This window comes from Pseudomonas trutticola BRTCR10 (assembly GCF_056155105.1).
This window is the reverse complement of the sequence record NZ_CM149552.1, coordinates 5,342,747-5,369,340: the sequence shown is the minus strand read 5'-3', so window position 1 is coordinate 5,369,340 and position 26,594 is coordinate 5,342,747. Positions and strand designations below refer to the sequence as shown.

Annotated in this window: 30 protein-coding genes and 1 tRNA gene; 22 read left to right on the top strand and 9 right to left on the bottom strand. The window is 57.0% G+C overall.

Annotation, left to right across the window (positions count from 1 at the left end; translation table 11 throughout):
- Positions 1 to 103: 103 nt before the first annotated feature.
- The 8 genes from ACVVH8_RS24290 to ACVVH8_RS24255 all read right to left on the bottom strand — a co-directional run bounded on the left by ACVVH8_RS24290 (position 104) and on the right by ACVVH8_RS24255 (position 5,903).
- A complete protein-coding gene (locus tag ACVVH8_RS24290) occupies positions 104 to 409 on the bottom strand; it encodes a hypothetical protein (protein ID WP_475226760.1) in 306 nt (101 codons plus the stop codon).
- Positions 406 to 675, bottom strand: a complete 270-nt coding sequence (locus ACVVH8_RS24285) for a helix-turn-helix transcriptional regulator (RefSeq protein WP_339496054.1) — start codon at positions 673 to 675, stop codon at positions 406 to 408. Before ACVVH8_RS24285 ends, ACVVH8_RS24290 begins: the two co-directional genes overlap by 4 nt.
- Positions 672 to 920: a helix-turn-helix domain-containing protein gene (locus tag ACVVH8_RS24280; protein ID WP_475226758.1), complete on the bottom strand. Its 249-nt coding sequence runs from the start codon at positions 918 to 920 to the stop codon at positions 672 to 674. The genes ACVVH8_RS24285 and ACVVH8_RS24280 overlap by 4 nt, the downstream gene beginning before the upstream one ends.
- Before the next feature lie 214 nt (positions 921 to 1,134).
- Complete coding sequence (locus ACVVH8_RS24275; protein ID WP_475226755.1) at positions 1,135 to 1,890, bottom strand: hypothetical protein; 756 nt, start codon at positions 1,888 to 1,890, stop codon at positions 1,135 to 1,137.
- 107 nt (positions 1,891 to 1,997) lie between these two features.
- A complete protein-coding gene (locus ACVVH8_RS24270) occupies positions 1,998 to 3,032 on the bottom strand; it encodes a hypothetical protein (protein WP_475226753.1) in 1,035 nt (344 codons plus the stop codon).
- A 235-nt stretch (positions 3,033 to 3,267) separates the two neighbouring features.
- A complete protein-coding gene (locus ACVVH8_RS24265; protein WP_475226751.1) occupies positions 3,268 to 4,128 on the bottom strand; it encodes a hypothetical protein in 861 nt (286 codons plus the stop codon).
- Positions 4,129 to 4,412: 284 nt separating this feature from the next.
- A complete protein-coding gene (locus tag ACVVH8_RS24260) occupies positions 4,413 to 5,654 on the bottom strand; it encodes a tyrosine-type recombinase/integrase (protein ID WP_475226748.1) in 1,242 nt (413 codons plus the stop codon).
- Between the two features lie 164 nt (positions 5,655 to 5,818).
- A tRNA-Leu gene (locus ACVVH8_RS24255) sits at positions 5,819 to 5,903 on the bottom strand.
- A 107-nt stretch (positions 5,904 to 6,010) separates the two neighbouring features.
- Here ACVVH8_RS24255 and queA point away from each other — a divergent pair.
- From queA to ACVVH8_RS24225, 6 genes are all read left to right on the top strand, one after another.
- Positions 6,011 to 7,075, top strand: a complete 1,065-nt coding sequence (gene queA, locus ACVVH8_RS24250) for a tRNA preQ1(34) S-adenosylmethionine ribosyltransferase-isomerase QueA (protein ID WP_103304533.1) — start codon at positions 6,011 to 6,013, stop codon at positions 7,073 to 7,075.
- A gap of 14 nt (positions 7,076 to 7,089) precedes the next feature.
- A complete protein-coding gene (gene tgt, locus ACVVH8_RS24245) occupies positions 7,090 to 8,205 on the top strand; it encodes a tRNA guanosine(34) transglycosylase Tgt (RefSeq protein WP_161794909.1) in 1,116 nt (371 codons plus the stop codon).
- A gap of 43 nt (positions 8,206 to 8,248) precedes the next feature.
- On the top strand, positions 8,249 to 8,587 hold the full coding sequence (yajC, locus tag ACVVH8_RS24240; protein ID WP_003227923.1) for a preprotein translocase subunit YajC: 339 nt from the start codon (positions 8,249 to 8,251) through the stop codon (positions 8,585 to 8,587).
- A 64-nt stretch (positions 8,588 to 8,651) separates the two neighbouring features.
- Positions 8,652 to 10,520 carry a protein translocase subunit SecD gene (gene secD, locus ACVVH8_RS24235; protein ID WP_103304534.1) on the top strand — a complete coding sequence of 623 codons (1,869 nt, stop codon included), beginning with the start codon at positions 8,652 to 8,654 and terminating at the stop codon, positions 10,518 to 10,520.
- Between the two features lie 9 nt (positions 10,521 to 10,529).
- On the top strand, positions 10,530 to 11,444 hold the full coding sequence (secF, locus tag ACVVH8_RS24230) for a protein translocase subunit SecF (RefSeq protein ID WP_103304535.1): 915 nt from the start codon (positions 10,530 to 10,532) through the stop codon (positions 11,442 to 11,444).
- 121 nt (positions 11,445 to 11,565) lie between these two features.
- Positions 11,566 to 12,114: a glycine zipper 2TM domain-containing protein gene (locus ACVVH8_RS24225; RefSeq protein ID WP_053123539.1), complete on the top strand. Its 549-nt coding sequence runs from the start codon at positions 11,566 to 11,568 to the stop codon at positions 12,112 to 12,114.
- A 187-nt stretch (positions 12,115 to 12,301) separates the two neighbouring features.
- Here ACVVH8_RS24225 and suhB read toward each other — a convergent pair whose 3' ends face one another.
- Positions 12,302 to 13,120: a type III secretion system regulator SuhB gene (gene suhB, locus ACVVH8_RS24220; RefSeq protein ID WP_016773320.1), complete on the bottom strand. Its 819-nt coding sequence runs from the start codon at positions 13,118 to 13,120 to the stop codon at positions 12,302 to 12,304.
- A gap of 145 nt (positions 13,121 to 13,265) precedes the next feature.
- On the opposite strand from suhB, the gene trmJ reads away from it, so the two are divergent.
- The 16 genes from trmJ to hisS all read left to right on the top strand — a co-directional run bounded on the left by trmJ (position 13,266) and on the right by hisS (position 26,588).
- Entirely contained in the window at positions 13,266 to 14,036 is a 771-nt protein-coding gene (trmJ, locus tag ACVVH8_RS24215) for a tRNA (cytosine(32)/uridine(32)-2'-O)-methyltransferase TrmJ (protein ID WP_064589075.1), read from the top strand.
- Positions 14,037 to 14,039: 3 nt separating this feature from the next.
- Positions 14,040 to 14,816, top strand: coding sequence for a serine O-acetyltransferase (cysE, locus tag ACVVH8_RS24210; protein WP_025109222.1), 777 nt, complete (start codon positions 14,040 to 14,042; stop codon positions 14,814 to 14,816).
- A 238-nt stretch (positions 14,817 to 15,054) separates the two neighbouring features.
- Positions 15,055 to 15,546 (top strand): Fe-S cluster assembly transcriptional regulator IscR, encoded by a 492-nt coding sequence (gene iscR, locus ACVVH8_RS24205; protein ID WP_003227911.1) that lies wholly within the window; start codon positions 15,055 to 15,057, stop codon positions 15,544 to 15,546.
- A 47-nt stretch (positions 15,547 to 15,593) separates the two neighbouring features.
- Positions 15,594 to 16,808, top strand: a complete 1,215-nt coding sequence (locus ACVVH8_RS24200) for an IscS subfamily cysteine desulfurase (protein ID WP_103304536.1) — start codon at positions 15,594 to 15,596, stop codon at positions 16,806 to 16,808.
- Positions 16,809 to 16,909: 101 nt separating this feature from the next.
- Positions 16,910 to 17,296, top strand: coding sequence for a Fe-S cluster assembly scaffold IscU (gene iscU / locus ACVVH8_RS24195; RefSeq protein WP_003227907.1), 387 nt, complete (start codon positions 16,910 to 16,912; stop codon positions 17,294 to 17,296).
- Between the two features lie 28 nt (positions 17,297 to 17,324).
- Complete coding sequence (gene iscA, locus ACVVH8_RS24190) at positions 17,325 to 17,648, top strand: iron-sulfur cluster assembly protein IscA (protein ID WP_003227904.1); 324 nt, start codon at positions 17,325 to 17,327, stop codon at positions 17,646 to 17,648.
- Positions 17,649 to 17,656: 8 nt separating this feature from the next.
- Complete coding sequence (gene hscB, locus ACVVH8_RS24185; RefSeq protein WP_008084660.1) at positions 17,657 to 18,178, top strand: co-chaperone HscB; 522 nt, start codon at positions 17,657 to 17,659, stop codon at positions 18,176 to 18,178.
- A gap of 51 nt (positions 18,179 to 18,229) precedes the next feature.
- On the top strand, positions 18,230 to 20,095 hold the full coding sequence (gene hscA / locus ACVVH8_RS24180) for a Fe-S protein assembly chaperone HscA (RefSeq protein ID WP_475226746.1): 1,866 nt from the start codon (positions 18,230 to 18,232) through the stop codon (positions 20,093 to 20,095).
- Positions 20,095 to 20,436 (top strand): ISC system 2Fe-2S type ferredoxin, encoded by a 342-nt coding sequence (gene fdx, locus ACVVH8_RS24175; RefSeq protein ID WP_007916885.1) that lies wholly within the window; start codon positions 20,095 to 20,097, stop codon positions 20,434 to 20,436. Before hscA ends, fdx begins: the two co-directional genes overlap by 1 nt.
- Before the next feature lie 14 nt (positions 20,437 to 20,450).
- A complete protein-coding gene (iscX, locus tag ACVVH8_RS24170; RefSeq protein ID WP_077574428.1) occupies positions 20,451 to 20,651 on the top strand; it encodes a Fe-S cluster assembly protein IscX in 201 nt (66 codons plus the stop codon).
- Positions 20,652 to 20,738: 87 nt separating this feature from the next.
- Positions 20,739 to 21,164, top strand: a complete 426-nt coding sequence (gene ndk / locus ACVVH8_RS24165; RefSeq protein WP_003227894.1) for a nucleoside-diphosphate kinase — start codon at positions 20,739 to 20,741, stop codon at positions 21,162 to 21,164.
- Between the two features lie 28 nt (positions 21,165 to 21,192).
- On the top strand, positions 21,193 to 22,341 hold the full coding sequence (gene rlmN, locus ACVVH8_RS24160; RefSeq protein WP_103304539.1) for a dual-specificity RNA methyltransferase RlmN: 1,149 nt from the start codon (positions 21,193 to 21,195) through the stop codon (positions 22,339 to 22,341).
- Between the two features lie 12 nt (positions 22,342 to 22,353).
- The gene (pilW, locus tag ACVVH8_RS24155) at positions 22,354 to 23,112 is read left to right on the top strand and encodes a type IV pilus biogenesis/stability protein PilW (RefSeq protein WP_475226742.1); all 759 of its coding nucleotides are present in this window, start codon (positions 22,354 to 22,356) and stop codon (positions 23,110 to 23,112) included.
- Complete coding sequence (locus ACVVH8_RS24150; protein WP_475226740.1) at positions 23,112 to 24,149, top strand: RodZ domain-containing protein; 1,038 nt, start codon at positions 23,112 to 23,114, stop codon at positions 24,147 to 24,149. Before pilW ends, ACVVH8_RS24150 begins: the two co-directional genes overlap by 1 nt.
- 3 nt (positions 24,150 to 24,152) lie before the next feature.
- Complete coding sequence (gene ispG, locus ACVVH8_RS24145; RefSeq protein WP_213026519.1) at positions 24,153 to 25,262, top strand: flavodoxin-dependent (E)-4-hydroxy-3-methylbut-2-enyl-diphosphate synthase; 1,110 nt, start codon at positions 24,153 to 24,155, stop codon at positions 25,260 to 25,262.
- A gap of 36 nt (positions 25,263 to 25,298) precedes the next feature.
- The gene (gene hisS / locus ACVVH8_RS24140; RefSeq protein WP_213026518.1) at positions 25,299 to 26,588 is read left to right on the top strand and encodes a histidine--tRNA ligase; all 1,290 of its coding nucleotides are present in this window, start codon (positions 25,299 to 25,301) and stop codon (positions 26,586 to 26,588) included.
- Positions 26,589 to 26,594: the final 6 nt, after the last annotated feature.

The following is a 26,594-nucleotide window of genomic DNA, read 5'->3' as shown; positions in this document are numbered from 1 at the left end:
CAACCGGCACGAAGCCTTGCGCATTATTTTGATGCGACATAAATTGATCGGGCATACAGATTGACCTCAAACGCCCCCGGTTGCCGCCGGGGGCGTTTTCGTTTCAGGCGTGGGCTTCCCAACGCAGGTTGAGCAGGGGGAGGAAGCCGTCATCGATCATGGAGCGGGCGTCTTCGTAGGCTTCCGTTTGCTGGTTTTCATCAACGATCACCGCACCAAATTTTTCGCAACGAAGCGCGAGGGCGCACCATGTACCGTCGGCCCAGCTCAGTACGCTGACCACGCGCCCCTGTCTGTCTTGTCGGCCGCGATAGCGCTCGAGGCGCTGCATCGTGGCGGCTGAAAAGCCGATGCGGCGCAGCACTGAAAAGGGATGCATCAAGGCTTGATTGGCAATTGAGCGGCTCATGCGGCCACCTCATCACGTGCTTCAATGCGACCACGTGCCCACGCTTGAACTTCCGACAAAACCCAGGCCACTGGAGCGCCGCGAGCGTTGCTGTTCGTGAGTTTTACGGTTTTAGGAAAACCGCTTTCTGGCTCATTCATCAGCTTGTAGATGGTGGGGCGCGCAAGTCCGACGATGGCCATGACCTCGGCGATGCGGATGAGCGTCAGCGACGGGTCGATTGGCGTAGAGTCGTTTGCAGAGGAGTGGAGGCGAGAGGTTTTCATTTCTCGTTCCTCGCAGTTGCGGCAGCGCTGTGCGTGCGGCTTTCGAGCCACGTCGACACATCCTTAGGCCGATATCGCACGCGGCTTCCGACTTTTACATACGGCAGCGGATTACGGCGCGAACTGCGCCAGGCGGCGAGCGTGCGATGCGACAGGCCAAGAGTGGCAGCCACTTGATCGGGGGTGAGTAAATCAGTGGCGGAAGGTGAAAGTGGAACGATGGGTCGAAGGCTTGCGGCAGTCATCGAGCGTATCCTGTAGTCGTGGAGAGTTACAGGGCCTAACGCTAGATGTGGGAGTGGAAATGAACGGTGGTTCATTTCCTTTTAATTCTGCCCATGACCGCATCTGTCTATGGTTGACTGTGTAGCAGCAGATGGGCCGACCAAACTGCGAATTGGCGAAATTTCAGGCCCGATTTATTGAATATTTGGAGGGAGTATTCCTCGTGGATTTCAGTCAATCTAAAAAGTTTGTGTTGCGCTTGGCAGCTTCTTGAGCAGCGGCGATGATTTCATCGAGAATAGGCGATTGACCAATAAATAATTTATTCATTCTGAATGAAAACGTTTTTCTTACGACGCTGAACCCTTCAGGTAAAGGCTCGCAAGGTTTGCCTGATATCTGATAAATGATAGCCAGGCCGCTAACTAAGAATACGAAGCATATCGAGTTGTTGTGTGTGAATTTCTTAAAGCTTGTTATTACGCCTCTTGTGTCGTTTTCTGCCCAAAACCACCTAGATACTCCGATCTGTAGTAACTCTGGAAGAGCATCAGTATGCCGGCCTAGCGAACCCTCGAAAAGGGAGCTTCGTATTATTTCTTCAAGTTCTGATGGTAACTCGACGGCGTCGAATATTGGTAGTGAAGATGTTGATGCGCGCCAAAATATACTTAGCCAAAATAAATAAAATTTCTCAGAGTTGAATTCAGTAATGGTTAATCGTGTCGCGTGGTTAATTTTTTTTCTTTTTAAGATGGCTATCTGTGTGGTTTCGAATTTAAGGTTGATATGGCTCTCACATTCCGAGCACAGTAAGTCCTCGGTCCAGTTTACATTGTCGTAAACGGCGGGACTGATTTTTGTGTTGTGTAAGGCAATAAGCTGGGAATTATTTCCTTTGGATATCTTAAGTAAGCCCTTGGGTATGATGTGGGAGGCACAAAGTTCTTTGTCTTTTTTGCATAGTTTGCATGTTTTGATATTTTTCATGTGGCTGATCTTAAGTTGCAAGCTAGCGTCAGCTTGGTTTCATTATGGTGCTAGTAACGGCGTGCTTGTAGCAGCTCCGCCATCAACTTGTTCTGTTGGTTGGCTTGCTAGGAGCGCATAAATTCATCGTAAGCTTTTTCAGCATCCCGGAAGTGTGACGTGCCACCCCTGATGTCCGCGGTCGCAAGAAAACTTCCTTTCGCGATTGCCGTTGCTAAGTCAGTAATAGACGCGTTCCTGAAGCGAAAATTACTCAGGGAGAAAAATGACTCATAACGACGTCTAACGTCTCCTTGCCCATCAAGGCAGATTACATCGAGGGATTTTAAATGAGGGGCGTCAACAACTGCGGATTTCAGTAGGTATTTTAAATAGGAGTCAGCGACGGGCAGTGAGTAACCAATAAAGCGAATGTGATTGGAGCTTTTTAGTATCTGATAGGCATTCTTCCATGTGTTAACAATTGATGGGTGTGTTCCCTTTGCCCAAGTTGGCGGTACGATATCTCCTTTGTGAACGGAGCCGTGCAGCTTAGCAAGATGACAATTTTTCCATTCGGGATCATAATTATTGGTTTCGAAGGAAACGTTATTCGCTTGCCTGGATTCGAAGGTCGACCTAAGAAAATCTGCGTAATTTTCGAAGACCATGTCATAGTTTAAGCTTATAACAGAGTATTTAGTATTGCTTGCAGAGTCATCAACTATTCTAGTGCCCTCGTCTGATTCAAATGCAATCCCCAATAATGAAGCTACAAAAAGTCCAAGTGCTTCAGTATCTTTACTGCCGCCGAATACATGGCTGTACCAGTTTGAGGCCCTTTGGCGTGGTAACAAATCTGGCGTGTAGGCTGAAATCGTGTCAATAATATAGCTGGTAAAGTCGTTGGAAAGTCGCCGGCCTTCTAAGAAGTCCGCCATTTCCTGAATGGATAATATTTCCTCTATATTTAGCAGGTCAGTTGCATAGTAGTTTTTTGCGTATGATAGCTCCTTTATTTGATCAAATACCTTTTTGAATACAGGGTATTTTTCAGGATTTGAAAAATAAAGGTCTTTTGATTTTGCAACAAAGTTGCTCATCACTGGCAATCCGAGAGAAGCGGAGAAACCAGCTCCAACAATATATGTAACATGCTCCATCGACTTCGTCCTTGTTATGTTGGGTGATTAGTTTACATCAGCTTCGGATATCCGACACAACCAGATTTTCAAGAGATGAGGAGATTCTCCTAGACCGATATACAAGCTTGTGAGCTGGTTTTTTCTTTGGAAGAGATGACTTGGAGCGAGCGCGAATTTTTTTGCTGAAAATTCTGTGTTCGAAATCTAATGTCGATGGTTCGACTAATCGACTTTAAATCAGAAAGGTCGCGCTCTAGTCGTTAAGCACCTCTCCTTTGATCAATATGTTGCGAATTTGCCTGGTGGAGAGCTTGGCGGTGTCCCCCGGTTTTCTTTGCGCAGAGTCCGTTCCGATGATAATGCCAATAATTTCCCTTGATGATCTTCCATCGCTTAGCAAGCGTCTGGCATGGGCGCAAATGCTTTTATCGCGATTAAGGGTGCTCTCACGACGTATGGCCCCGGAGCTCAGGCCTGCTTTGCGCGCGGTGGTACTGATGCGGATCTTATCGGCGTTACTTAGCAGTGGGGAGCAGTAGACGTCTGCCAAGGTCATGTAGTACCGGGCTTTGCCTAGCAAGTCTGCGGCCGCTTCACGTGCTTCGATTTCCAAATGAGATTGATCATGGCGTACCTCTTCCACAAACGTGCTGAAATCGTCCGATGGATCAGCTATCAGTGCGGCTAGATTTTCATGGTTTCCGCCGCATAAATCCTCGTCGAAGCCGCTCAACCATCTCTCCAGCGTCTCAATAGAACGGCAGGCGAGATCAAGCGCCAACGCGGCAATGTACTGGCCATCAGTAATAGCCGTGTTGGATGATTCCCCCACTGCCGATTGGATGCATCGAGGTAAGTCGTCTCTGGAGCGTTCAAATTGTTGGCGTATGTTGTAGGAGAGTCTTCTGGCATTAGCCAGTACTCGAACGGATTCAACAGACCATTCTCCATCGGTCAGATGGCTCGACCAATGCTCTTGGCCCTCTCGTATGAGTTCGAGAGCATCTTCGATGCGATCTCCAAATTCGTCGCACAGCGTGAATCGCTCAAACGTCTCTACAATCTCCCACTGCTCAATGTTGAGTGGAGCGCTTAAGTAAAATTTTTTGTTCAATATTCACCCCTCGCCCCGTTCCGTAATCGAAGAAACGCGAGTGCCTGCGCTTGGCAGAGCTGTGCGGCCACCACTGAGGAGAGGGGAGCGCTGCTTGCCGGTGTTACCGATCCTGGAACACTTTTTGTATGCCATCGTCCATGTGTTCCATGTGTGCGCCACCTGTGTTCCACCGTTGAAAGCCCCGAAATTAAAGGCTTCGAGTGGTTTTGGAACACATGGAACACATGGAACACATGGAACACGCGGAACACCGCTCTTTTGAGGATTCGAGATTTGCACCGTCAAATTGCCTGTCCGAATTGGCCCGGCACAACGGTCCCGTTCTGCAACTTGTCCAGATGATCGGCATACCATTGCATCATGGCTGTCCGTTGCTCGAGATACTGAGCTTTGTTATAGACCCCCGAGATACCCTCTTCTTTGTGAGCTAATTGCGCCTCCACATGCTCCTTTGGCCACCCGTGTTCACGGAGTAGGGTGCTCGCCGTGTGTCGTGTACCGTGGCCAACAAGACGTCCTTTATAGCCAATGGTCGCGAATACCTTATTTATTGTGTTTTCACTGATAGTAGGATTCTTCGCACCAACTCCAGGAAATAGCCAGCGGCTGCGCCCGGTTAAAGAGTGCAGTTCTCTAAGTGCTACCAGCGCTTGGCGTGGAAGGGGACATACGAAGTCTCGGCGCATCTTCATCTTCGACGCAGGTGTAATCCACAGAGCTTTATCGAGATCAAACTCTTTCCACTCCGCTAGGCGAACCATTCCCGGCCTTGAGGCTGTCCAGATGCAAAGCCATGCCGCCGTTCGGGCGGTGAGTCTGCTGGGGGTGTTCCTTAAGGCGATGAGAAACTCGCCGAGTTCGGGCTCTAGCAAATGAGGGTGTTGTTGAGTCTTTGGTGCTTGAGCTGCGATGTCGCGTAGACGGCTACCGGGATCGTTTTCTGTCAGTCCCAACCCGATTGCTCTGCCGAAGATCTGATTGACCCAGGTCCGGCATTTCTCAGCAACGTTATGCGCCTCCCGAGCTTCAAGGGAGGCCTGGAGATTTGCACAATCGGTTCGAGTTATTTCGTCTAGAGGTTTGTCGCCAAGCGCTGGAAGAATGTCTTTTTCGAGGTAGGTGCGGATTTTATTGAGGGTGGAGGGAGCGAGACCTTTCTCCTCCTTTGCCTTTAGCCAAGCTTCTGCAGCTGCTCTGAAGGTTCGGGTTCGAGCGGCATCGATTGCCGCTTTTGCCGAGCGCTTCTGTTCAAGAGGGTCGGCACCGCTACTGACAACCTTTCGTAGATCGGCTGCTTTCTCACGGGCAAGTGCGCCGCTGACTTCTGGATAGCCGCCGAGGCCCATCCATGCCCAGTTACCTACAGGCCGCTTGTACCTGAGTTGCCAAGACTTGCCACCGTCCGGTTTGACCCGGAAATATAAGCCGTTTCCATCCAGCTCTCGATATTCCTTTGTTTCAGGCTCAAGCCCTGCAAGCGTGGTATCGGCGAGGGGGCGGCGCTTGATGTCTGCGCGTTTCATCCTTGTATCCCAAAGTTCGGTATTTTTCTCAGGATACAAGCAGGGATACAGGGATACAACGGATAAGGGCAGACAGGGATAAACAGGCAGGCACAAAAAAACCGGCCAAGTGGCCGGTTTCTCTGGTGCTGAGAGGCTGGTAGAGACTCTCAGATACTGCTATGTGGTGCCCCGAGGGAGACTCGAACTCCCACTCCTTTCGAAAACGGATTTTGAATCCGCCGCGTCTACCAATTCCGCCATCAGGGCTCAATGGCGGCGAAGTATAGAGATGAGATTACCGTCGGTCAATCAGGTACATAGAGAATTTTCGATATTTCCGCTAGACTTTCCGGCCCTGCTAGACGAACCCCATCATGCGCGTTGCTGACTTTACTTTCGAGCTCCCTGATTCGCTGATCGCCCGCCACCCTTTGGCCGAGCGTCGCGGTAGTCGCCTGCTGACCCTTGATGGGCCGAGCGGCGCCCTCGCACACCGTCAATTCACTGACTTGCTTGAGCATTTGCGCCCGGGTGATTTGATGGTGTTCAACAATACCCGGGTGATTCCGGCGCGGCTGTTCGGGCAGAAAGCGTCCGGCGGCAAGCTGGAGATCCTCATCGAGCGAGTTCTCGATTCGCATCGCGTGCTGGCGCATGTGCGCTCCAGCAAGTCGCCGAAGCCGGGTTCGAAGATTCTTATCGACGGTGGTGGCGAGGCAGAAATGCTCGCGCGTCACGATGCGTTGTTCGAGCTGGGGTTCGCTGAAGAAGTGCTGCCGCTGCTTGATCGCGTCGGGCACATGCCGTTGCCTCCTTATATAGATCGCCCGGATGAAGGCTCGGATCGCGAGCGTTATCAGACCGTTTATGCCGAGCGTCTGGGCGCGGTGGCGGCGCCGACGGCGGGGCTGCATTTCGATCAGTCGTTGATGGAGTCGATTGCTGCCAAAGGCGTCGAGACCGCATTCGTGACGTTGCACGTGGGCGCGGGTACGTTCCAGCCAGTGCGCGTCGAGAAGATCGAAGATCACCACATGCACAGCGAGTGGCTGGAAGTCGGCCAGGATGTGGTTGATGCGGTCGCCGCGTGCCGTGCGCGCGGCGGTCGAGTGATTGCGGTCGGCACCACCAGCGTGCGTTCTCTGGAAAGTGCCGCGCGCGATGGCGTGCTCAAGCCGTTCAGTGGCGACACCGACATCTTTATCTACCCGGGCCGGCCGTTCCATGTGGTCGACGCTCTGGTGACCAATTTCCATTTGCCCGAATCCACGCTGTTGATGCTGGTTTCGGCGTTTGCCGGTTATCCCGAAACCATGGCCGCTTATAAAGCCGCTGTCGAAAACGGATACCGCTTTTTCAGCTACGGTGATGCGATGTTCATCACTCGTAATCCTGCACCTACTGCCCCTAAACAAACCGGCCCAGAGGAAACAGAATGAGTCGCGAATGTCGCATGTCCTTTGAGCTCCTGGCCACTGATGGCAAGGCCCGTCGTGGTCGTCTGACCTTCCCGCGTGGCACCGTCGAGACCCCGGCCTTCATGCCGGTCGGTACTTATGGCACGGTCAAGGGCATGTTGCCGCGTGACATCGTCGCCACCGGCGCGGAAATCATTTTGGGCAACACCTTCCACCTGTGGCTGCGCCCTGGCACCGAGGTCATCAAGGAACACGGCGACCTGCACGATTTCATGCAGTGGAAGGGTCCGATCCTGACCGACTCCGGCGGTTTCCAGGTGTTCAGCCTCGGCGCGATGCGCAAGATCAAGGAGGAGGGCGTGACCTTCGCCTCTCCGGTCGACGGCTCGAAAGTGTTCATGGGGCCGGAAGAATCGATGCAGGTTCAGCGCGATCTGGGCTCCGACATCGTGATGATCTTCGACGAATGCACGCCGTACCCGGCTGACGAAGACGTCGCTCGCGTATCGATGGAGCTGTCGCTGCGTTGGGCCCAGCGTTCGAAAAATGCCCACGGTGACAACACTGCGGCGCTGTTCGGTATCGTTCAGGGTGGCATGCACCAGGATCTGCGCATGCGCTCGCTGGAAGGCCTCGACAAAATCGGCTTTGACGGCCTGGCCATCGGCGGTCTGTCGGTGGGCGAGCCCAAGCACGAGATGATCAAGGTGCTGGATTATCTGCCGGGCATGATGCCGGCTGACAAACCTCGTTACCTTATGGGCGTTGGCAAACCGGAAGATCTGGTTGAGGGTGTGCGCCGCGGTGTGGACATGTTCGATTGCGTGATGCCAACCCGTAATGCCCGCAACGGGCATCTGTTCATTGATACCGGCGTGCTGAAGATCCGTAACGCGTTCCATCGCCATGATGATTCGCCGCTCGATCCGACCTGCGATTGCTATACCTGCCAGAACTTCTCCCGCGCTTATCTGCATCACCTGGACAAGTGCGGCGAAATGCTGGGAAGCATGCTCAATACCATCCATAACTTGCGCCATTATCAGGTGCTCATGGCTGGTTTGCGCGAGGCTATTCAACAGGGTACATTGGCCGCCTTTGTCGATGCCTTCTACGCCAAACGCGGGCTCCCCGTTCCGCCTTTGGACTGAGTTTTCTGACCCCAAGATTCAACATTTGCAACTGGAGTGCTAAATGAGCTTTTTTATCTCTAACGCCATGGCCGACGCGGCTGCACCGGCTGCTGCCGGCCCAATGGGCGGCGGTTTCGAGTGGATTTTCCTGGTCGGCTTCCTGGTCATCTTCTACCTGATGATCTGGCGTCCACAGGCCAAGCGCGCCAAAGAGCAGAAGAACCTGCTGAGCAGCCTTGCGAAGGGCGACGAAGTGGTCACCACCGGCGGCATCGCCGGCAAGATCACCAAAGTGGCCGATGACTTCGTGGTTCTGGAAGTTTCCGACACCGTGGAAATGAAGTTCCAGAAAGGCGCCATCGCCGCCACGCTGCCAAAAGGCACGCTGAAAGCGATCTAAGAGCAACAACTTCTACTCAATCGACGGGGCGCGCAAGGCGCCCCGCGTCATAACGGGCGGCGTGATGCTGAACAAATATCCTCTGTGGAAATACATTCTGATCCTGGCGGTGCTGGCGGTCGGTCTGATTTATTCCGCTCCCAATCTATACCCCGATGACCCGGCCATTCAGGTCAGCGGTGCAAGCACTGCGCTGCAAGTCAATCAGGCTGATCTGGATCGTGTGAGCACTGCGCTCAAGGAGTCCGGGATCAACGTCAAGGCAGCCACTCTGGCGGCCAACGGCAAGGGCGGTCTGATCCGTCTGACCAAGGCTGAAGACCAGCTGCCGGCCAAAGACGTTGTGCGCAAGGCGTTGGGTGATGACTACGTCGTCGCGCTGAACCTGGCACAAACCACCCCGCAATGGCTGCGCAATCTGGGCGCGCACCCGATGAAGCTGGGTCTGGACTTGTCCGGTGGTGTGCACTTCCTGCTCGAAGTGGACATGGACAAAGCCCTCGATGCACGCCTGAAAGTCTACGAAGGCGACGTCAAGAGCCTGCTGCGCAAAGAGAAGCTGCGCTATCGCAGCCTGCCGCAACTGGGCGGTGCCATTCAGTTGGGCTTCAGCGATGCTGACTCCCGCGAACAGGCCCGTGCGCTGATCCGCAAGAACTTCAACGATTTCGACATTGTTCCGGCCGACCTCAACGGTCAACCGGTGCTGCGTCTGGCGATGACCCCGGCCAAGCTGGCGGAAATCCGTGAATACTCCATCAAGCAGAACTTGACCACGGTACGTAACCGCGTCAACGAGCTGGGTGTTGCCGAACCGATCGTTCAGCGTCAGGGCGCCAACCGCATCGTGGTTGAGCTGCCGGGCGTGCAGGACACTGCCGAAGCCAAGCGTATTCTCGGCAAGACGGCCAACCTTGAGTTCCGTCTGGCAGCAGAGCCAGGTGCTTCGAAAGCCACTTCCGAGACTTTCGAGTTCCGTGAAGGCAAGCGTCCTCCTGCGCAGATCGAGCGTGGCCTGATCATCACCGGTGACCAGGTGACCGACGCCAAGGCCGGTTTCGGCGAGCACGGCACGCCTGAAGTGAACATCCGTCTGGATGGCCACGGTGGCGAGCTGATGAGCCGCGCAACCCGCTCCAACGTTGGTCGCAGCATGGCGGTGATCTTCATCGAGCAGCGTCCGATCACCACTTACACCAAGCAAGTGGTTGATGGCGTCGAGAAAGACGTTGCGGTGCAGACGTTCAAAGAAGAGAAGAAGATCATCAGTCTGGCGACCATTCAGTCGCCACTGGGTGCTCAGTTCCGCATCACTGGCCTGAACGGCCAGGGCGAATCGTCCGAACTGGCACTGCTGCTGCGTGCCGGTGGTCTGGCGGCGCCGATGTACTTCGCTGAAGAGCGCACAATCGGCCCGAGCCTGGGTGCTGACAACATCACCAAAGGTATCGATGCGTCGCTGTGGGGCATGTTGTTCGTGTCGTTGTTCATCATCGCCATCTACCGCTTCTTCGGCGTTATCGCCACCGTCGCACTGGCGGTGAACATGGTGCTGCTGCTGGCCTTGATGTCGCTGCTGGGTGCAACACTGACCCTGCCGGGTATCGCCGGTATCGTGCTGACCATGGGTATGGCGGTCGACGCCAACGTGCTGATCTTCTCGCGGATTCGTGAAGAGATCGCCGCCGGCATGACCATCCAGCGTGCAATCAACGAAGGCTTCGGCCGGGCATTCACCGCGATTCTCGACGCCAACCTGACTACCTTGTTGGTCGGCGGCATTCTCTTTGCGATGGGCACAGGCCCGGTCAAAGGTTTCGCAGTGACCATGTCCCTCGGGATCTTTACCTCGATGTTCACGGCCATCATGGTGACCCGCGCAATGGTCAACCTGATCTTTGGCGGACGTGACTTCAAGAAGTTGTGGATTTAAGGGGCTGCCATGTTACGTACAATCAACTTCATGGGCGTTCGCAACTTTGCGTTCGGCGTCACAGTGTTTCTTACGGTGCTGGCTATTTTCAGCGTCTTCCACAAGGGCATGAACTGGGGTCTGGACTTTACCGGCGGTACGCTCATCGAGCTGACCTACGAGCGTCCGGCTGACGTCACCAAGGTGCGCGAGCAACTGACCACTTCCGGTTATCACGAAGCCATCGTGCAGAACTTCGGTGCAACCACCGATTTGCTGGTGCGTATGCCGGGTGAAGACCCGCAACTGGGCCATCAGGTCGCGGAAGCGCTGCAGAAGGTCGGCGGCGACAACCCGGCGACCGTCAAACGTGTCGAGTTCGTCGGTCCGCAGGTCGGTGAAGAGCTGCGCGATCAGGGCGGCCTCGGCATGCTGCTGGCGCTCGGCGGGATCCTGATTTACCTGGCTTTCCGCTTTCAGTGGAAATTCGCGGTCGGCGCCATTGTTTCGTTGATCCACGACGTGATCGTGACCATCGGTATCCTGTCGTACTTCCAGATCACTTTCGATCTGACCGTACTGGCGGCGGTGTTGGCGATCATCGGTTATTCGCTGAACGATACCATCGTGGTATTCGACCGGGTTCGTGAGAACTTCCGTGTGCTGCGCAAGGCAACGCTGATCGAGAACATCAACATCTCGACCACCCAGACCCTGCTGCGCACCATGGCGACGTCGATCTCCACCTTGCTGGCGATCGCGGCACTGCTGTTCTTTGGTGGCGACAATCTGTTCGGTTTCTCGATCGCATTGTTCATCGGTGTTCTGGCGGGTACCTACTCGTCGATCTACATCGCCAACGTGGTGCTGATCTGGTTGAACCTGACCACTGAGGATCTGATTCCTCCGGCCAACACCGAGAAGGAAGTCGACGACCGTCCATAAACGGCCATCGTTTTCCCGGCAGTCAGGTGAAAAAGGCGCGAGTTGAACTCGCGCCTTTTTTTATGCTCCAAGGCTGGGAGAAGCGCGGGCGCGTCCCGCATGTGATGGTCAGGAGGTTCATGTGAACAAGTCGTTGCTGGTTGGTGCGGTATTGGGTGCTGTCGGTGTGACTGCCGGGGGTGCTGTTGCCACCTACAGCCTGGTTAAAAGCGGCCCTGAGTATGCGCAAGTGTTGGCCGTCGAACCGGTCAAGACACAGATAAAGACTCCACGTGAAGTGTGCAAGGACGTGACAGTGACTCGTCAGGCACCGGTAAAAGATCAGCATCAGATCGCTGGTACGGTGGTCGGTGCACTGGCAGGTGGTTTGCTGGGTAATCAGATTGGCGGCGGCACCGGCAAGAAGATTGCCACGGTGGCTGGCGCGGTCGGTGGCGGCTATGCCGGTAACAAGGTTCAAGAAGGCATGCAGAACCGCGATACCTACACCACCACGCAAACCCGCTGCAACACGGTCAATGACATCAGCGACAAGGTCGTCGGTTACGACGTGCGTTACTCGCTCGATGGCAAGGAAGGCAAAGTGCGGATGGATCGCGATCCGGGTAACCAGATTCCGGTCGACAAGGAAGGCAAGCTGATTTTGTCGCAGAATGAGCCGGGTCAGTAAAGACCGACTGTTTTAACAAGAAGCACCCTGCGGGGTGCTTTTTTGTGCCCGGAATTTCTGGCTAAACCCGGATCTCTTGTGGGAGCGAGCAGGCTCGCTCCAGTATGAAAATTTTGGTGATCTGAAGATCGAATTCCAGGCATAAAAAAAGCACCCCGTAGGGTGCTTTTTTTGTTTCGCGGGAAGCTTAGCGCTTCAGCGAAGCCGGCAGGTGCGGCTGGATCGCCGTCAGGACTGCCTTGAAGCATTTGGTGTTGCCGGCAACGATGTGGCCTTTTTCCAGGAAGTCGTGACCGCCAGTGAAGTCGCTCACCAGACCGCCTGCTTCTTGAATCAGCAGGGCGCCTGCAGCCATGTCCCACTCGGACAGGCCCGATTCCCAGAATGCGTCGAAACGACCGGCAGCCACGTAGGCCAGGTCCAGGCTCGCCGAACCGGCGCGGCGGATGCCGGCAGTCTGGCCAACCAGGGCGCGGAACATGCCCAGGTAGTTGTCGAGGTTGTCCATCTGGTCGTCACGGAACGGGAAGCCAGTACCCAGCAGAGCGCCGTCGAGGCTGGTGCGACCGCTAACGCGCAGACGACGACCGTTCAGTTGAGCGCCGCGACCACGGCTGGCGGTGAATTCTTCCTGGCGAACCGGGTCCAGAACCACTGCGTGCTCCAGGCGACCACGGTATTTACAGGCAATGCTGACAGCGAAGTGAGGAATGCCGCGCAGGAAGTTGGTGGTGCCGTCCAGCGGATCGATGATCCACAGGTACTCTTCGCCTTCGATGCCGGTGCCGGCGTGCAGGCCGGTTTCTTCACCCTGGATCGAGTGATTCGGGTAAGCCTTGCGCAGGGCATCGATGATTTTCTGTTCAGCGGCGCGATCGACCTCGGATACGTAATCCTTGGCGTCTTTTTCGTCGACCTTGATGGTATCCAGGCGCTCGATGGAGCGGAAGATCAGTTCACTGGCGCTGCGGGCGGCGCGCAGCGCGATATTCAGCATGGGCTGCATGGATGTGTCACCTAAGGTTGTTAAAGAAAGCCGCGCATTCTATCAGAACTTTTCTTCAGGTGAAGGACGCTGTTCGCTTTCATAGCTTAACGGTAGGCTGTTCTGTAAGATTTGCACCCCTTTCCTGTGTCCGAGAGCGCCTCCCTTGCTGCAGAACATTCGTGTCGTCCTGGTCAATACCAGCCACCCCGGCAACATCGGCGGGGCCGCGCGCGCCATGAAAAACATGGGTCTGTCGCGGCTGGTGCTGGTCGAACCGCGGTTGTTTCCGCATCACGAAGCCGATGCTCGCGCTTCCGGTGCCGGTGACATCCTTGAAAACGCGCAAGTCGTCGCCACCCTGGAAGATGCCTTGGTCGGCTGCAATCTGGTGCTCGGCACCAGCGCCCGCGACCGCCGCATTCCCTGGCCGCTGCTGGATCCGCGTGAATGCGGCAGCAAAGTGGTCGAGGAAGCCGGGCAGGGCGCGGAAATCGCTTTGGTGTTCGGTCGTGAAGATTCCGGCCTGACCAATGACGAGCTGCAGCGATGTCACTTTCACGTGCACATCCCCTCTGATCCTGGGTTCAGTTCACTGAATCTTGGGGCAGCGGTGCAGGTGTTGAGCTATGAAGTGCGCATGGCCTGGCTGGCCGCACAAGGTCAGCCGACCAAGATCGAGAAAGAAGAAGTGGCCTCGGTGAAAAGTGCCGAGCTGGCGACCATGGATGAGCTGGAGCGTTTCTATGAGCATCTGGAGCAGACGCTGGTTGCCATCGAATTCCTCGATCCGGAAAAGCCGCGGCACTTGATGGCGCGCCTGCGCCGGTTATACGGACGCAGCTCGGTCAGCCGGGCGGAAATGAACATTTTGCGTGGCATCCTCACGGAAACCCAAAAAGCGGCCCGTGGCGAGCTTCTGAAGCGGAAGGACTAAATGATGTTTGAGCGTTTGCGTGAAGATATCCAAAGCGTATTCCATCGAGACCCGGCGGCGCGTAACGCTTTTGAAGTCCTTACCTGCTATCCCGGCATGCATGCGATCTGGATTCATCGACTCGCGGGAATGCTGTGGCGCAACGAGCTGAAATGGCTGGCGCGGCTGGTGTCGAATTTCGGTCGCTGGCTGACCGGGATCGAGATTCATCCGGGGGCGAAAGTCGGTCGACGCTTCTTTATTGACCACGGCATGGGCATTGTCATTGGCGAAACCGCCGAAATTGGCGATGACGTGACCATTTATCAGGGTGTGACCCTGGGTGGCACCAGCTGGAATAAAGGCAAGCGCCATCCAACGCTGGGTGATGGCGTTGTCGTTGGTGCTGGCGCCAAGGTGCTGGGGCCATTCACTGTCGGTGCCGGTGCCAAGGTCGGTTCCAATGCGGTGGTGACCAAGGAAGTGCCGCCGGGCGCCACGGTCGTGGGGATTCCCGGTCGAATTATCGTCAAGTCCGATGAAGAGCAGGATGCCAAGCGCAAGGCCATGGCGGAGAAAATCGGTTTCGATGCCTACGGTGTCAGCGAGGACATGCCTGACCCGGTAGCGCGCGCGATCGGCCAATTGCTCGATCACCTGCAAGCGGTCGACGGGCGTCTGGAGGGGATGTGCGGTGCGCTGAAGGATCTGGGCAGCAATTACTGTGCGAAAGATCTGCCTGAGCTGCGTGAAGAAGACTTCGCCTGCGTAAAAGGCAAGGATCAAAGCCAGGCCAGTTAAACCGCGCCGATTTCTTCGCGGGCAGGCTCCCTCCCACATTGGAATGAGTTCTCCTGTGGGAGCGAGCCTGCTCGCGTAGAGCGATAACTCGCAATCACTGGCTGTACGCCGCCAGCCTTTGCTATGATGCGCGCGCTCTTTTGCGGGTAAACCCGACTAAAGCACTAGGTCTTATAGTTGACTTAAATGCTCGGGAATTGCATACTCCCGCCCATTCCGAACTCCGTGGTAACTGTCCATGCGACTGACTACAAAAGGCCGATACGCCGTGACCGCCATGCTTGACCTGGCGTTGCACGCGCAGCACGGGCCCGTGTCCCTGGCCGATATCTCCGAGCGCCAAGGCATCTCCCTGTCCTATCTCGAACAGCTTTTCGCCAAGCTGCGCCGCAGTAACCTGGTTTCCAGTGTTCGCGGCCCCGGTGGTGGTTACCAGCTGTCTCGCGACATGCAGGGCATCCAGGTGGCGCAAGTGATCGATGCGGTCAACGAATCGGTCGATGCGACCAAGTGCCAGGGCCAGGGCGATTGCCATTCCGGCGACACCTGCCTGACCCATCATCTGTGGTGCGACTTGAGCCTGCAGATTCACGAATTTCTAAGTGGTATCAGCTTGGCTGATCTTGTGACTCGCCGTGAGGTGCAAGAAGTAGCCCAGCGTCAGGACCAGCGCCGTTGCAACAGCAAGGCGCCACGCCTGGACAAGATTGAAGCGTCCGCCGTCGAATGACAGCCAAAGAGCTAGCGGCACGCCAGCCCTGATTTAGGAGATAGTCCATGAAATTGCCGATTTACCTTGATTACTCTGCGACCACCCCGGTCGATCCGCGCGTTGCGCAAAAAATGAGCGAATGCCTGCTGGTCGACGGAAACTTCGGTAACCCGGCGTCCCGTTCCCACGTGTTCGGCTGGAAAGCTGAAGAGTCCGTCGAAAACGCCCGTCGTCAGGTGGCCGATCTGGTCAATGCCGATCCGCGCGAAATCGTCTGGACTTCCGGTGCCACCGAGTCCGACAACCTGGCAATCAAGGGTGCGGCACATTTCTACGCCTCCAAGGGCAAACACCTGATCACCACCAAGATTGAGCACAAGGCTGTCCTCGACACCATGCGCCAACTGGAGCGTGAAGGTTTCGAAGTGACCTACCTCGAGCCTCAGACTGACGGTCTGATCACCCCGGCAATGATCGAAGCTGCACTGCGCGAAGACACCATCCTGGTGTCGGTCATGCATGTGAATAACGAAATCGGCACCGTCAACGACATCGCCGCCATCGGCGAACTGCTGCGTTCGAAAGGCATCCTGTTCCACGTCGACGCCGCTCAGTCCACTGGCAAGGTCGAGATCGACCTGCAGAAGCTGAAAGTCGACATGATGTCCTTCTCTGCTCACAAAACCTACGGCCCTAAAGGCATCGGCGCGCTGTACGTCAGCCGCAAGCCGCGTGTGCGCATCGAAGCGACCATGCACGGCGGCGGTCACGAGCGTGGCATGCGTTCCGGCACCCTGGCGACTCACCAGATCGTCGGCATGGGTGAAGCATTCCGTGTAGCCAAGGAAGACATGGCTGCCGAAAACGTCCGCATCAAAGCCTTGAGCGACCGTTTCTACAAGCAGGTCGAGCATCTGGAAGAGCTGTACGTCAACGGCAGCCTGACCGCCCGCGTTCCGCACAACCTGAACCTGAGCTTCAACTACGTTGAAGGCGAGTCGCTGATCATGGCACTCAAGGATCTGGCGGTATCGTCCGGTTCGGCGTGCACCTCGGCATCGTTGGAGCCTTCGTACGTATTGCGTGCCCTGGGCCGCAACGACGAACTGGCACACAGCTCGATCCGCTTCACCTTCGGCCGCTTCACCACCGAAGAAGAAATCGATTACGCCGCGCAGAAAGTTTGCGAGGCCGTTACCAAGCTGCGCGCTCTGTCGCCGCTGTGGGACATGTACAAAGACGGCGTCGATATCTCGAAGATCGAGTGGGCGGCACACTAAATATAGAAGCCGCCAGGTACAGATCCTGTAGCGACGCGGCGACTGACGCAGCGCAGTTGCAGGGTCTCAAGAGCGGCCCTGATGAGTGAGGATTGAGAATCATGGCTTACAGCGAAAAGGTCATCGACCACTACGAAAACCCGCGCAACGTCGGCAAGATGAACGCGGAAGATCCTGATGTTGGCACCGGCATGGTTGGCGCACCAGCGTGCGGCGACGTGATGCGTCTGCAGATCAAGGTCAATGATCAGGGCGTTATCGAAGATGCCAAGTTCAAGACCTACGGCTGTGGTTCCGCCATCGCCTCCAGCTCCCTCGCCACCGAGTGGATGAAGGGCAAGACTCTGGATGAAGCGGAAACCATCAAGAACACTCAGCTGGCCGAAGAACTGGCCTTGCCGCCAGTGAAAATTCACTGCTCGGTACTCGCTGAAGACGCTATCAAGGCGGCTGTTCGCGATTACAAGCAGAAGAAAGGCTTGATCTAAGCATTGGGCGACGAGTAAGGAGTCAACGATGGCTATCAGCATGACAGAAGCGGCTGCTCGACACGTGCGGCGCTCCCTCGACGGGCGCGGCAAAGGTGAAGGGATTCGTCTGGGTGTTCGCACCACAGGCTGTTCCGGCCTTGCCTACGTGCTGGAGTTTGTCGACGAGGTGGTTGCAGAGGATCAGGTGTTCGAGAGTCACGGCGAAAAAGTGATCATCGACCCGAAAAGCCTCGCCTACCTGGACGGCACCGAGCTCGATTTCGTCAAGGAAGGGTTGAACGAAGGCTTCAAGTTCAACAATCCCAACGTTCGCGGTGAATGTGGCTGCGGCGAAAGCTTCAATATCTGAGGCTTGTCGTGGGTATTCCTTGTCATTTCGCTTTATTCGAGCTGCAACCGAGCTTCCGTCTGGATCTCGAGCAGTTGGCCACGCGCTATCGTGAGTTGGCGCGCGGCGTTCATCCTGATCGCTTTGCCGACGCTTCAGAGCGCGAGCAGCGTTCGGCACTCGAGCAGTCTGCGCGCCTCAACGACGCTTATCAGACGCTCAAGAGCCCGGCCCAGCGCGCACGCTACCTGCTGACCATCAGCGGGCATGAAGTGCCGATGGAAGTCACGGTCCATGACCCCGAGTTTCTTCTGCAGCAGATGCAATGGCGCGAAGAGCTCGAAGACCTCCAGGACAGCGCCGATCTCGACGGTGTCGCGGTATTCAAGCGTCGCTTGAAAGTGGCTCAGGAAGAACTCAACGAAAGCTTCGCGGCCTGTTGGGATGACGCAGCGCAACGTGAACAGGCCGAACGCCTGATGCGGCGCATGCAGTTCCTCGACAAGCTCACCTACGAAGTGCGCCAGTTAGAAGAGCGCCTCGACGATTAACCCAGTGCCGCTCCGGTCGCACGCCTGATATACAGATAAGTCCTGATCACGATGGCCCTACTGCAGATCGCCGAACCCGGCCAAAGTCCTCAACCGCACCAGCGTCGTCTGGCTGTGGGGATCGACTTGGGCACTACCAATTCGCTGGTCGCTGCGTTGCGCAGTGGTCTTTCCGAACCGCTGGCCGACGCAAACGGGCAGGTCATCCTGCCGTCCGCCGTGCGTTATCACGCCGACCGCGTCGAAGTCGGTGAATCGGCCAAGCTGGCTGCGTCCTCCGATCCTTTGAACACTGTGCTCTCGGTCAAGCGCTTGATGGGTCGTGGTCTGTCCGACGTCAAGCAATTGGGCGAGCAACTGCCGTACCGCTTTGTTGGTGGCGAATCGCACATGCCGTTCATCGACACCGTGCAAGGCCCGAAAAGCCCGGTCGAAGTTTCCGCCGATATTCTCAAGGTGCTGCGTCAGCGCGCTGAGGCGACCTTGGGTGGCGAATTGGTTGGTGCGGTGATCACCGTTCCGGCGTACTTCGACGATGCTCAACGTCAGGCCACCAAAGATGCGGCCAAACTCGCCGGTCTGAACGTGTTGCGTCTGCTTAACGAGCCGACGGCGGCCGCTGTGGCTTACGGTCTGGATCAGCACGCCGAAGGGCTTGTTGCGATCTACGACCTGGGCGGCGGCACCTTCGATATTTCGATTCTGCGTCTGACTGGCGGTGTTTTCGAGGTTCTGGCCACTGGCGGCGACAGCGCGCTGGGTGGCGATGATTTCGATCACGCGATTGCCGGCTGGATCATCGAGAGCGCGGGCCTGTCCGCTGACCTCGATCCGGGCGCACAGCGTAATCTGCTGCAAACCGCATGCGCGGCCAAAGAAGCCCTGACCGATGCTGCCAGCGTTGAAGTGGCCTACGGCGACTGGAAGGCGCAACTGACCCGCGAAGCCTTCGATGCGCTGATCGAGCCGATGGTCGCGCGCAGCCTGAAAGCCTGCCGCCGCGCCGTTCGCGATTCCGGCATCGAACTGGAAGACGTGCACGCCGTGGTCATGGTCGGCGGTTCGACTCGCGTTCCACGTGTTCGCGAAGCCGTTGCCGAAGCTTTCGGTCGTCAGCCTTTGACTGAAATCGATCCGGATCAAGTGGTGGCCATCGGTGCCGCGATCCAGGCCGATACACTGGCTGGCAACAAGCGCGATGGCGGCGAACTGCTGCTGCTCGACGTGATTCCGCTGTCCCTGGGGCTGGAAACCATGGGCGGTCTGATGGAGAAGGTGATCCCGCGCAACACCACAATCCCCGTCGCTCGCGCACAAGATTTCACTACTTATAAAGATGGCCAGTCGGCCATGGCGATCCATGTACTGCAGGGTGAGCGCGAGCTGATCAGTGACTGCCGTTCGCTGGCGCGCTTCGAATTGCGTGGCATTCCAGCAATGGTGGCTGGCGCGGCGAAGATTCGCGTGACCTTCCAGGTCGATGCCGACGGTCTGCTCAGCGTTTCCGCCCGTGAACTGGGTTCGGGCGTTGAGGCGAGCATTCAGGTCAAGCCGTCCTACGGTCTGACCGACGGCGAAATCGCCAAGATGCTCAAAGATTCGTTCCAGCACGCCAATGACGACAAAGTCGCCCGCGTCCTGCGTGAGCAGCAAGTCGATGCCCAGCGCTTGATCGAAGCGGTGCAGGGCGCTCTGGAGGCTGATGGCGAGCGTTTGCTCGACGCCGAAGAACGCATGGTCATCGACCTGCAAGTGCAGGAACTCACCGAACTGATGAAAGGTACCGATGGTTACGCCATCGAGCAGCAGACCAAGCGTCTGTCGCAAGTGACCGATGCTTTTGCTGCCCGCCGCATGGATCTGACGGTGAAAGCCGCTCTGTCGGGGCGCAATCTGAATGAAATCGAGGATATCTGATGCCGCAGGTCATTTTTCTGCCCCACGAGAAGTTCTGCCCTGAAGGCATGGTGGTCGAGGCTGCGCCCGGCACATCGATTCTCGAACTGGCCCACGAACACCACATCGAGATGGAGAGCGCCTGCGGCGGCGTCTGCGCTTGCACCACTTGCCACTGCATCATCCGCGAGGGTTTCGACTCGATGGAAGAGGCTGACGAGCTGGAAGAAGACTTCCTCGATCGTGCCTGGGGTCTGGAAGCGCAATCGCGCCTGGCCTGTCAGGCTATCGTCGGTGAAGAAGACATCACCGTCGAAATTCCGAAATATTCGCTTAACCATGCGGCCGAAGCGCCGCACTGACTGGTAAGACTGTCATGAGCTACGGTTGGAATGATGTTCAACGTATTGCAGAAGAACTGGCCGAGGCCCATGCCGGCGTCGATCCGTATTCTGTAGGTTTTGTCCGTTTGCAGCAGATGATCCTGGATCTGCCTGACTTCGACAGCACTTCTGGCCGTGTCGGCGAGAAGGTGCTGGAAGCGGTTCAGGAGCTCTGGGCCAAAGAATTGGACTGATCGTCTCGCAGGTTAGGCAATACCCAAGAACCCGCGTATAATTCGCGGGTTTAATTTTTCGCAAATTACTGTTTCTGGAGTTACACCATGGCTGTTCAACGTACTTTCTCCATCATCAAGCCTGACGCCGTTGCTAAAGGCGCTGCCGGCGAAATCGTTACCCGTTTCGAAAAGGCTGGTCTGAAAGTTGTTGCTTCGAAAATGAAGCAGCTGTCCAAAGCCGAAGCTGAAGGCTTCTACGCTGAGCACAAAGAGCGCGGTTTCTTCGGTGACCTGGTTGCTTTCATGATCTCCGGTCCAGTAGTTGTTCAGGTTCTGGAAGGCGAAAACGCTATCGCTCGCAACCGTGAGCTGATGGGCGCTACCAACCCTAAAGAAGCTGCTGCTGGCACCATCCGTGCTGACTTCGCTGAGTCGATCGACGCCAACGCCGTGCACGGTTCGGACTCCGAAGCCGCTGCTGCTCGCGAAATCTCGTACTTCTTCGCAGCTACTGAAGTAACCACTCGCTAAGCATTGCTTAAAGAGTGAAGGTGAATCCATGACTACATCGACTGTTAAAACAAACCTGCTGGGTCTGACCCAGCCGGAAATGGAAAAATTCTTCGACTCAATCGGGGAGAAGCGTTTCCGTGCCGGTCAGGTAATGAAATGGATTCACCACTTTGGCGTCGATGATTTCGACGCCATGACGAACGTCAGCAAAGCCTTGCGCGACAAGCTCAAGGCGATTGCTGAGGTCCGTGGTCCGGAAGTGGTCAGCGAGGACATCTCCAGCGACGGCACCCGTAAATGGGTGGTGCGCGTGGCGTCCGGCAGCTGCGTCGAGACCGTGTACATTCCCCAGGGCAAACGCGGCACTTTGTGCGTTTCGTCCCAGGCAGGCTGTGCCCTGGATTGCAGTTTCTGCTCCACCGGCAAGCAAGGCTTCAATAGCAACCTCACCGCCGCCGAAGTCATCGGTCAGGTGTGGATTGCCAACAAATCTTTCGGCAGTGTCCCGGCCACCGTCGACCGTGCCATCACCAACGTGGTGATGATGGGTATGGGTGAGCCGCTGCTGAACTTCGACAACGTCGTCGCCGCCATGCATCTGATGATGGATGATCTGGGCTACGGGATCTCCAAGCGCCGCGTGACCCTGTCCACCTCGGGTGTGGTGCCGATGATCGATGAGCTGGCCAAGCACATCGACGTATCCCTGGCGTTGTCCCTGCATGCACCGAATGACGCATTGCGTAACCAATTGGTGCCGATCAACAAGAAGTATCCGCTTAAGATGCTGCTCGAGTCGTGCCAGCGCTACATGTCGTCCCTGGGCGAGAAACGTGTGCTGACCATCGAGTACACCTTGCTCAAGGACATCAACGACAAGGTCGAACACGCCGTTGAGATGATCGAGCTGCTGAAGAATATTCCGTGCAAGATCAACCTGATTCCGTTCAACCCGTTCCCGCACTCCGGGTACGAGCGGCCAAGCAACAACGCGATCCGTCGTTTCCAGGATCAGTTGCATCAGGCCGGTTTCAACGTCACTGTCCGCACCACCCGTGGTGAAGACATCGATGCCGCATGTGGTCAATTGGTAGGTCAGGTGCTGGATCGCACCCGTCGCAGCGAACGTTACATCGCCGTGCGTGAGTTGAGCGCCGACAGCGATCTGGCACAGAACGCCGCGAACACTAACTAAGAGAGGATCTCTATGTCCCTGCGCTTTGCGCTGCTGTTGCTGTTGGCCAGCCTGAGTGCTGGTTGTGTCCTGTCGGGTGACTACAACCCGATGAAGACCAGCAAGGGCCGCGATGAAGCGCGGGCTGCCTATGTGCAGTTGGGGCTGGGGTATTTGCAGCAGGGCATGACCGAGCGGGCCAAGGTGCCGCTGAAGAAAGCACTGGATCTGGATAGCTCCGATCCCGACGCCAATGCTGCCCTCGGTCTGGTGTTTCAGGCCGAAATGGAGCCGAATCTGGCCGACGAGCACTTCCGCAAAGCCTTGTCCTCCCGTCCCGCTGATGCGCGCATCCTCAACAACTACGGCAGTTTTCTCTACGAAGAACAGCGTTACAAGGAAGCCTACGAGCGTTTTGAACAGGCCGCCGCCGATACCCTGTATCCTGAGCGTTCGCGTGTGTTCGAGAATCTAGGCATGACCGCATCCAAGCTGGGGCAGCGTGAGTTGGCGCAGCAGCAGCTGGAAAAGGCCCTGCGTTTGAACCGTCAACAACCGCGTGCATTGCTGGAAATGGCTGAGTTGTCCTTCGAAGACAGGCATTATGTGCCCGCGCGTGACTATTACGACCGTTTCAGCCTGCTAACCGAGCAAAATGCACGTAGTCTATTGCTCGGCGTTCGGCTGGCAAAAGTGTTTGAAGATCGCGACAAGGCCGCCAGTTACGGCCTGCAATTAAAACGACTCTATCCCGGTACGCCGGAATATCAGCAATACCTGTCGGAGCAATGATGAAAGCGGCGCATCCCGAAGTTGTAGCAGCGAATCGCGTTAACCCCGGTGAGACCCTGCGCCAGGCCCGCGAAAGCAATGGCTGGTCGCTGGCCGAAGTGGCCCTCAAGCTCAACCTCACCGTGACTTCCCTGAGCAATCTTGAAGCCGGCGCTTTCGACAAGCTGCCGGGGCATACCTTCGCTCGCGGTTACATTCGCGCCTATGCCAAGTTGCTCGGTATGGATCAGACCGTTCTGGTTCAGCAATTCGACCAGTCCACCGGCACCGATTCCCAGGGCAGCAACGTCCATGCGCTGGGCCGTATCGAAGAGCCGGTGCGGGTTTCCCACACTATTTTGCGTATCGTCAGCCTGCTGTTGCTGATCGCGGTCATCGGCGGCGGTTTCGTCTGGTGGCAGGATCAGACCTCGCTGCGGAGCAAAGACTTGACCACTCTGGCCCCGGAGCACGTCGAAGTCGAAGGCGCCGATGGCACCACCCAGATTCACCCGATCGACGAGCCGGAAGATCAGGCTGTCGCTGAAGGTCAGGCCGAGGGCGCGACCGCTCTGGCCCTGCCGCAGTCGGAAACCACCGCTGAATCGACCGGTGCCGAGCCTGCTGCGCCAGCAACTGCACAGGTTGCTCCAGCTGCTCCGAGCGCAACGCCCGCAGCACCGGTTCATACGCCCGCCCCGGTTGTTGCCACGCCTGCTACTCCGGCACCAACTGTTCCGAGCACGCCAGCGCCGACTGTCACCGCGCCAGTGGCCCCGACGGTCAACGCTCCTGCCGCAGCCGCTCCGGTGGCCGGTCAAGGCCAGGTGTCGGTGCAGTTCGTCGCCGATTGCTGGACCCAGGTCAGCGACGGCAGCGGCAAAGTTCTGTTCAGTGGCCTGAAGCGTAAAGGCGACAGCCTGGCGGTTGCCGGCAAGCCACCGTTTGCCGTGCGCCTGGGCTATGCCCGTGGCGCGCAGGTCAGCTACAACGGCCAGCCGGTCGATGTCGCTCCGTTCACCAGTGGCGAGACTGCTCGCCTGAAGTTGGGTCAATAAGTCATGCACGGCGAATCTCCAATCAAACGTCGCGTTTCGCGCAAGATCTGGGTCGGCAATGTGCCGGTGGGCGGCGATGCGCCGATCGCTGTGCAGAGCATGACCAACAGCGACACCAATGATGTTGCCGCCACCGTTGCGCAGATCAATCGTCTGGAAGCCGCCGGTGTCGACATCGTCCGCGTATCGGTGCCGGACATGGACGCCGCCGAGGCGTTCGGCCGAATCAAGCAACTGGTCAAGGTGCCGTTGGTTGCCGACATTCACTTCGACTACAAGATCGCTTTGCGCGTAGCCGAACTGGGTGTGGACTGCCTGCGGATCAACCCGGGCAACATCGGTCGTGAAGACCGCGTGCGTGCCGTGGTCGATGCCGCCCGTGATCGCGGGATTCCGATCCGCATCGGCGTCAACGCCGGTTCGCTGGAAAAAGACCTGCAAAAGAAGTACGGCGAGCCAACCCCAGCCGCGCTGGTCGAGTCCGCTCTGCGCCACGTCGAGCACCTCGAACGCCTGAATTTCCAGGACTTCAAGGTCAGCGTGAAGGCCTCCGACGTGTTCATGGCCGTCGAAGCCTACCGTTTGCTGGCCAAGGAAATCGTTCAGCCGCTGCACCTGGGCATCACCGAAGCCGGTGGATTGCGTTCGGGCACAGTGAAATCCGCCGTGGGCCTAGGTATGCTGCTCGCCGAGGGGATTGGCGATACTATCCGCATCTCGCTGGCGGCCGACCCGGTCGAGGAAGTGAAGGTCGGTTACGACATTCTCAAGTCTTTGCATCTGCGTTCCCGTGGCATCAACTTCATCGCCTGCCCGAGCTGCTCGCGGCAGAACTTCGATGTGGTCAAGACCATGAACGAGCTGGAAGGGCGCCTTGAAGACCTGCTGGTGCCGCTGGATGTCGCGGTGATCGGTTGTGTGGTCAACGGCCCCGGCGAAGCCAAGGAAGCCCATATCGGCTTGACCGGCGGCACGCCAAACCTGATTTACATCGACGGCAAGCCGTCGCAGAAACTGACGAATGACAATCTGGTGGACGAGCTGGAAAGGCTGATCCGCGAGAAAGCGGCCGAAAAGGTCGAAGCTGACGCAGCGGTTATCGCGCGCGGCTGAGCCTGACTGAAAGCCGAACGAATTTAAGGATTTAAAGTGAGCAAGTCTCTGCAAGCCATTCGTGGCATGAACGACATCCTGCCCGAGCAGACCCCGCTGTGGCGCTATTTCGAGAGCACCGTTGCGCGCCTGCTGGATAACTACGGTTACAAGCAGATCCGCATGCCGATCGTCGAGTTCACCGAGCTGTTCAAGCGCTCCATCGGTGAAGTGACCGACATCGTCGAAAAGGAGATGTACACCTTCGAAGACCGCAACGGCGACTCCCTGACCCTGCGTCCGGAAGGCACTGCCGCGTGCGTGCGCGCTGTGCTCGAGCACGGCATCACCGGCGGTGGTCAGGTGCAGAAGCTTTGGTACATCGGCCCGATGTTCCGCCACGAGCGTCCGCAAAAAGGCCGTTATCGCCAGTTCCACCAGATCGGTCTTGAGGTGTTCAACCTCGACGGTCCGGACATCGATGCCGAACTGATCATCATGACCTGGCGCCTGTGGGGCGAGCTGGGCATTCGTGATGCGGTCAAACTCGAACTCAACAGCCTCGGCACCAGCGAGTCCCGTGGTCGTTATCGTGAAGCGCTGGTCGAGTACCTCTCGGCGCACCACGACAAGCTCGACGAAGACAGCCAGCGTCGTCTGAAAACCAACCCGCTGCGCGTGCTCGACACCAAAAATGCCGACACCCAGGCCGTGCTGGTCGATGCGCCGAAAATGGCCGACTACCTCGACGACGAATCCCGTGCCCACTTCGAAGGCTTGAAGGCCCGTCTGGATGCCGTCGGCATTCCTTACGTGCTCAACCCGAAGCTGGTGCGTGGCCTCGATTACTACAGCAAAACCGTTTTTGAGTGGGTCACCGACAAGCTGGGTGCCCAGGGGACTGTGTGCGCGGGCGGCCGTTATGACGGTCTGGTCGAGCAGATGGGTGGCAAGCCAACCACTGGCGTCGGTTTCGCCATGGGTATCGAGCGCCTGGTGCTGATGCTCGAAACCCTTGAGCAGATCCCGGAAGAAATCTCCCGTCAGGTCGATGTCTACCTCTGCGCCTTCGGTGAAGCGGCCGAGCTGGCCGGTCTGAAACTGGCCGAACGTGTTCGCGATCAACTTCCAAACCTGCGCCTGCAAGTCAATGCCGGCGCCGGTAGCTTCAAGAGCCAGTTCAAGAAGGCCGACAAGAGCGGTGCGCTGTACGCACTGATCCTCGGTGACGACGAAATGGCCCAGCAAGTGGTAGGTTTCAAACCCCTGCGTGGCCAGGGCGAACAACAAAGCATTGCCTGGGATGCGCTCGCCGCTCACCTGGCCACCTGCGTCGTGCAGGGTTGAAGCTGT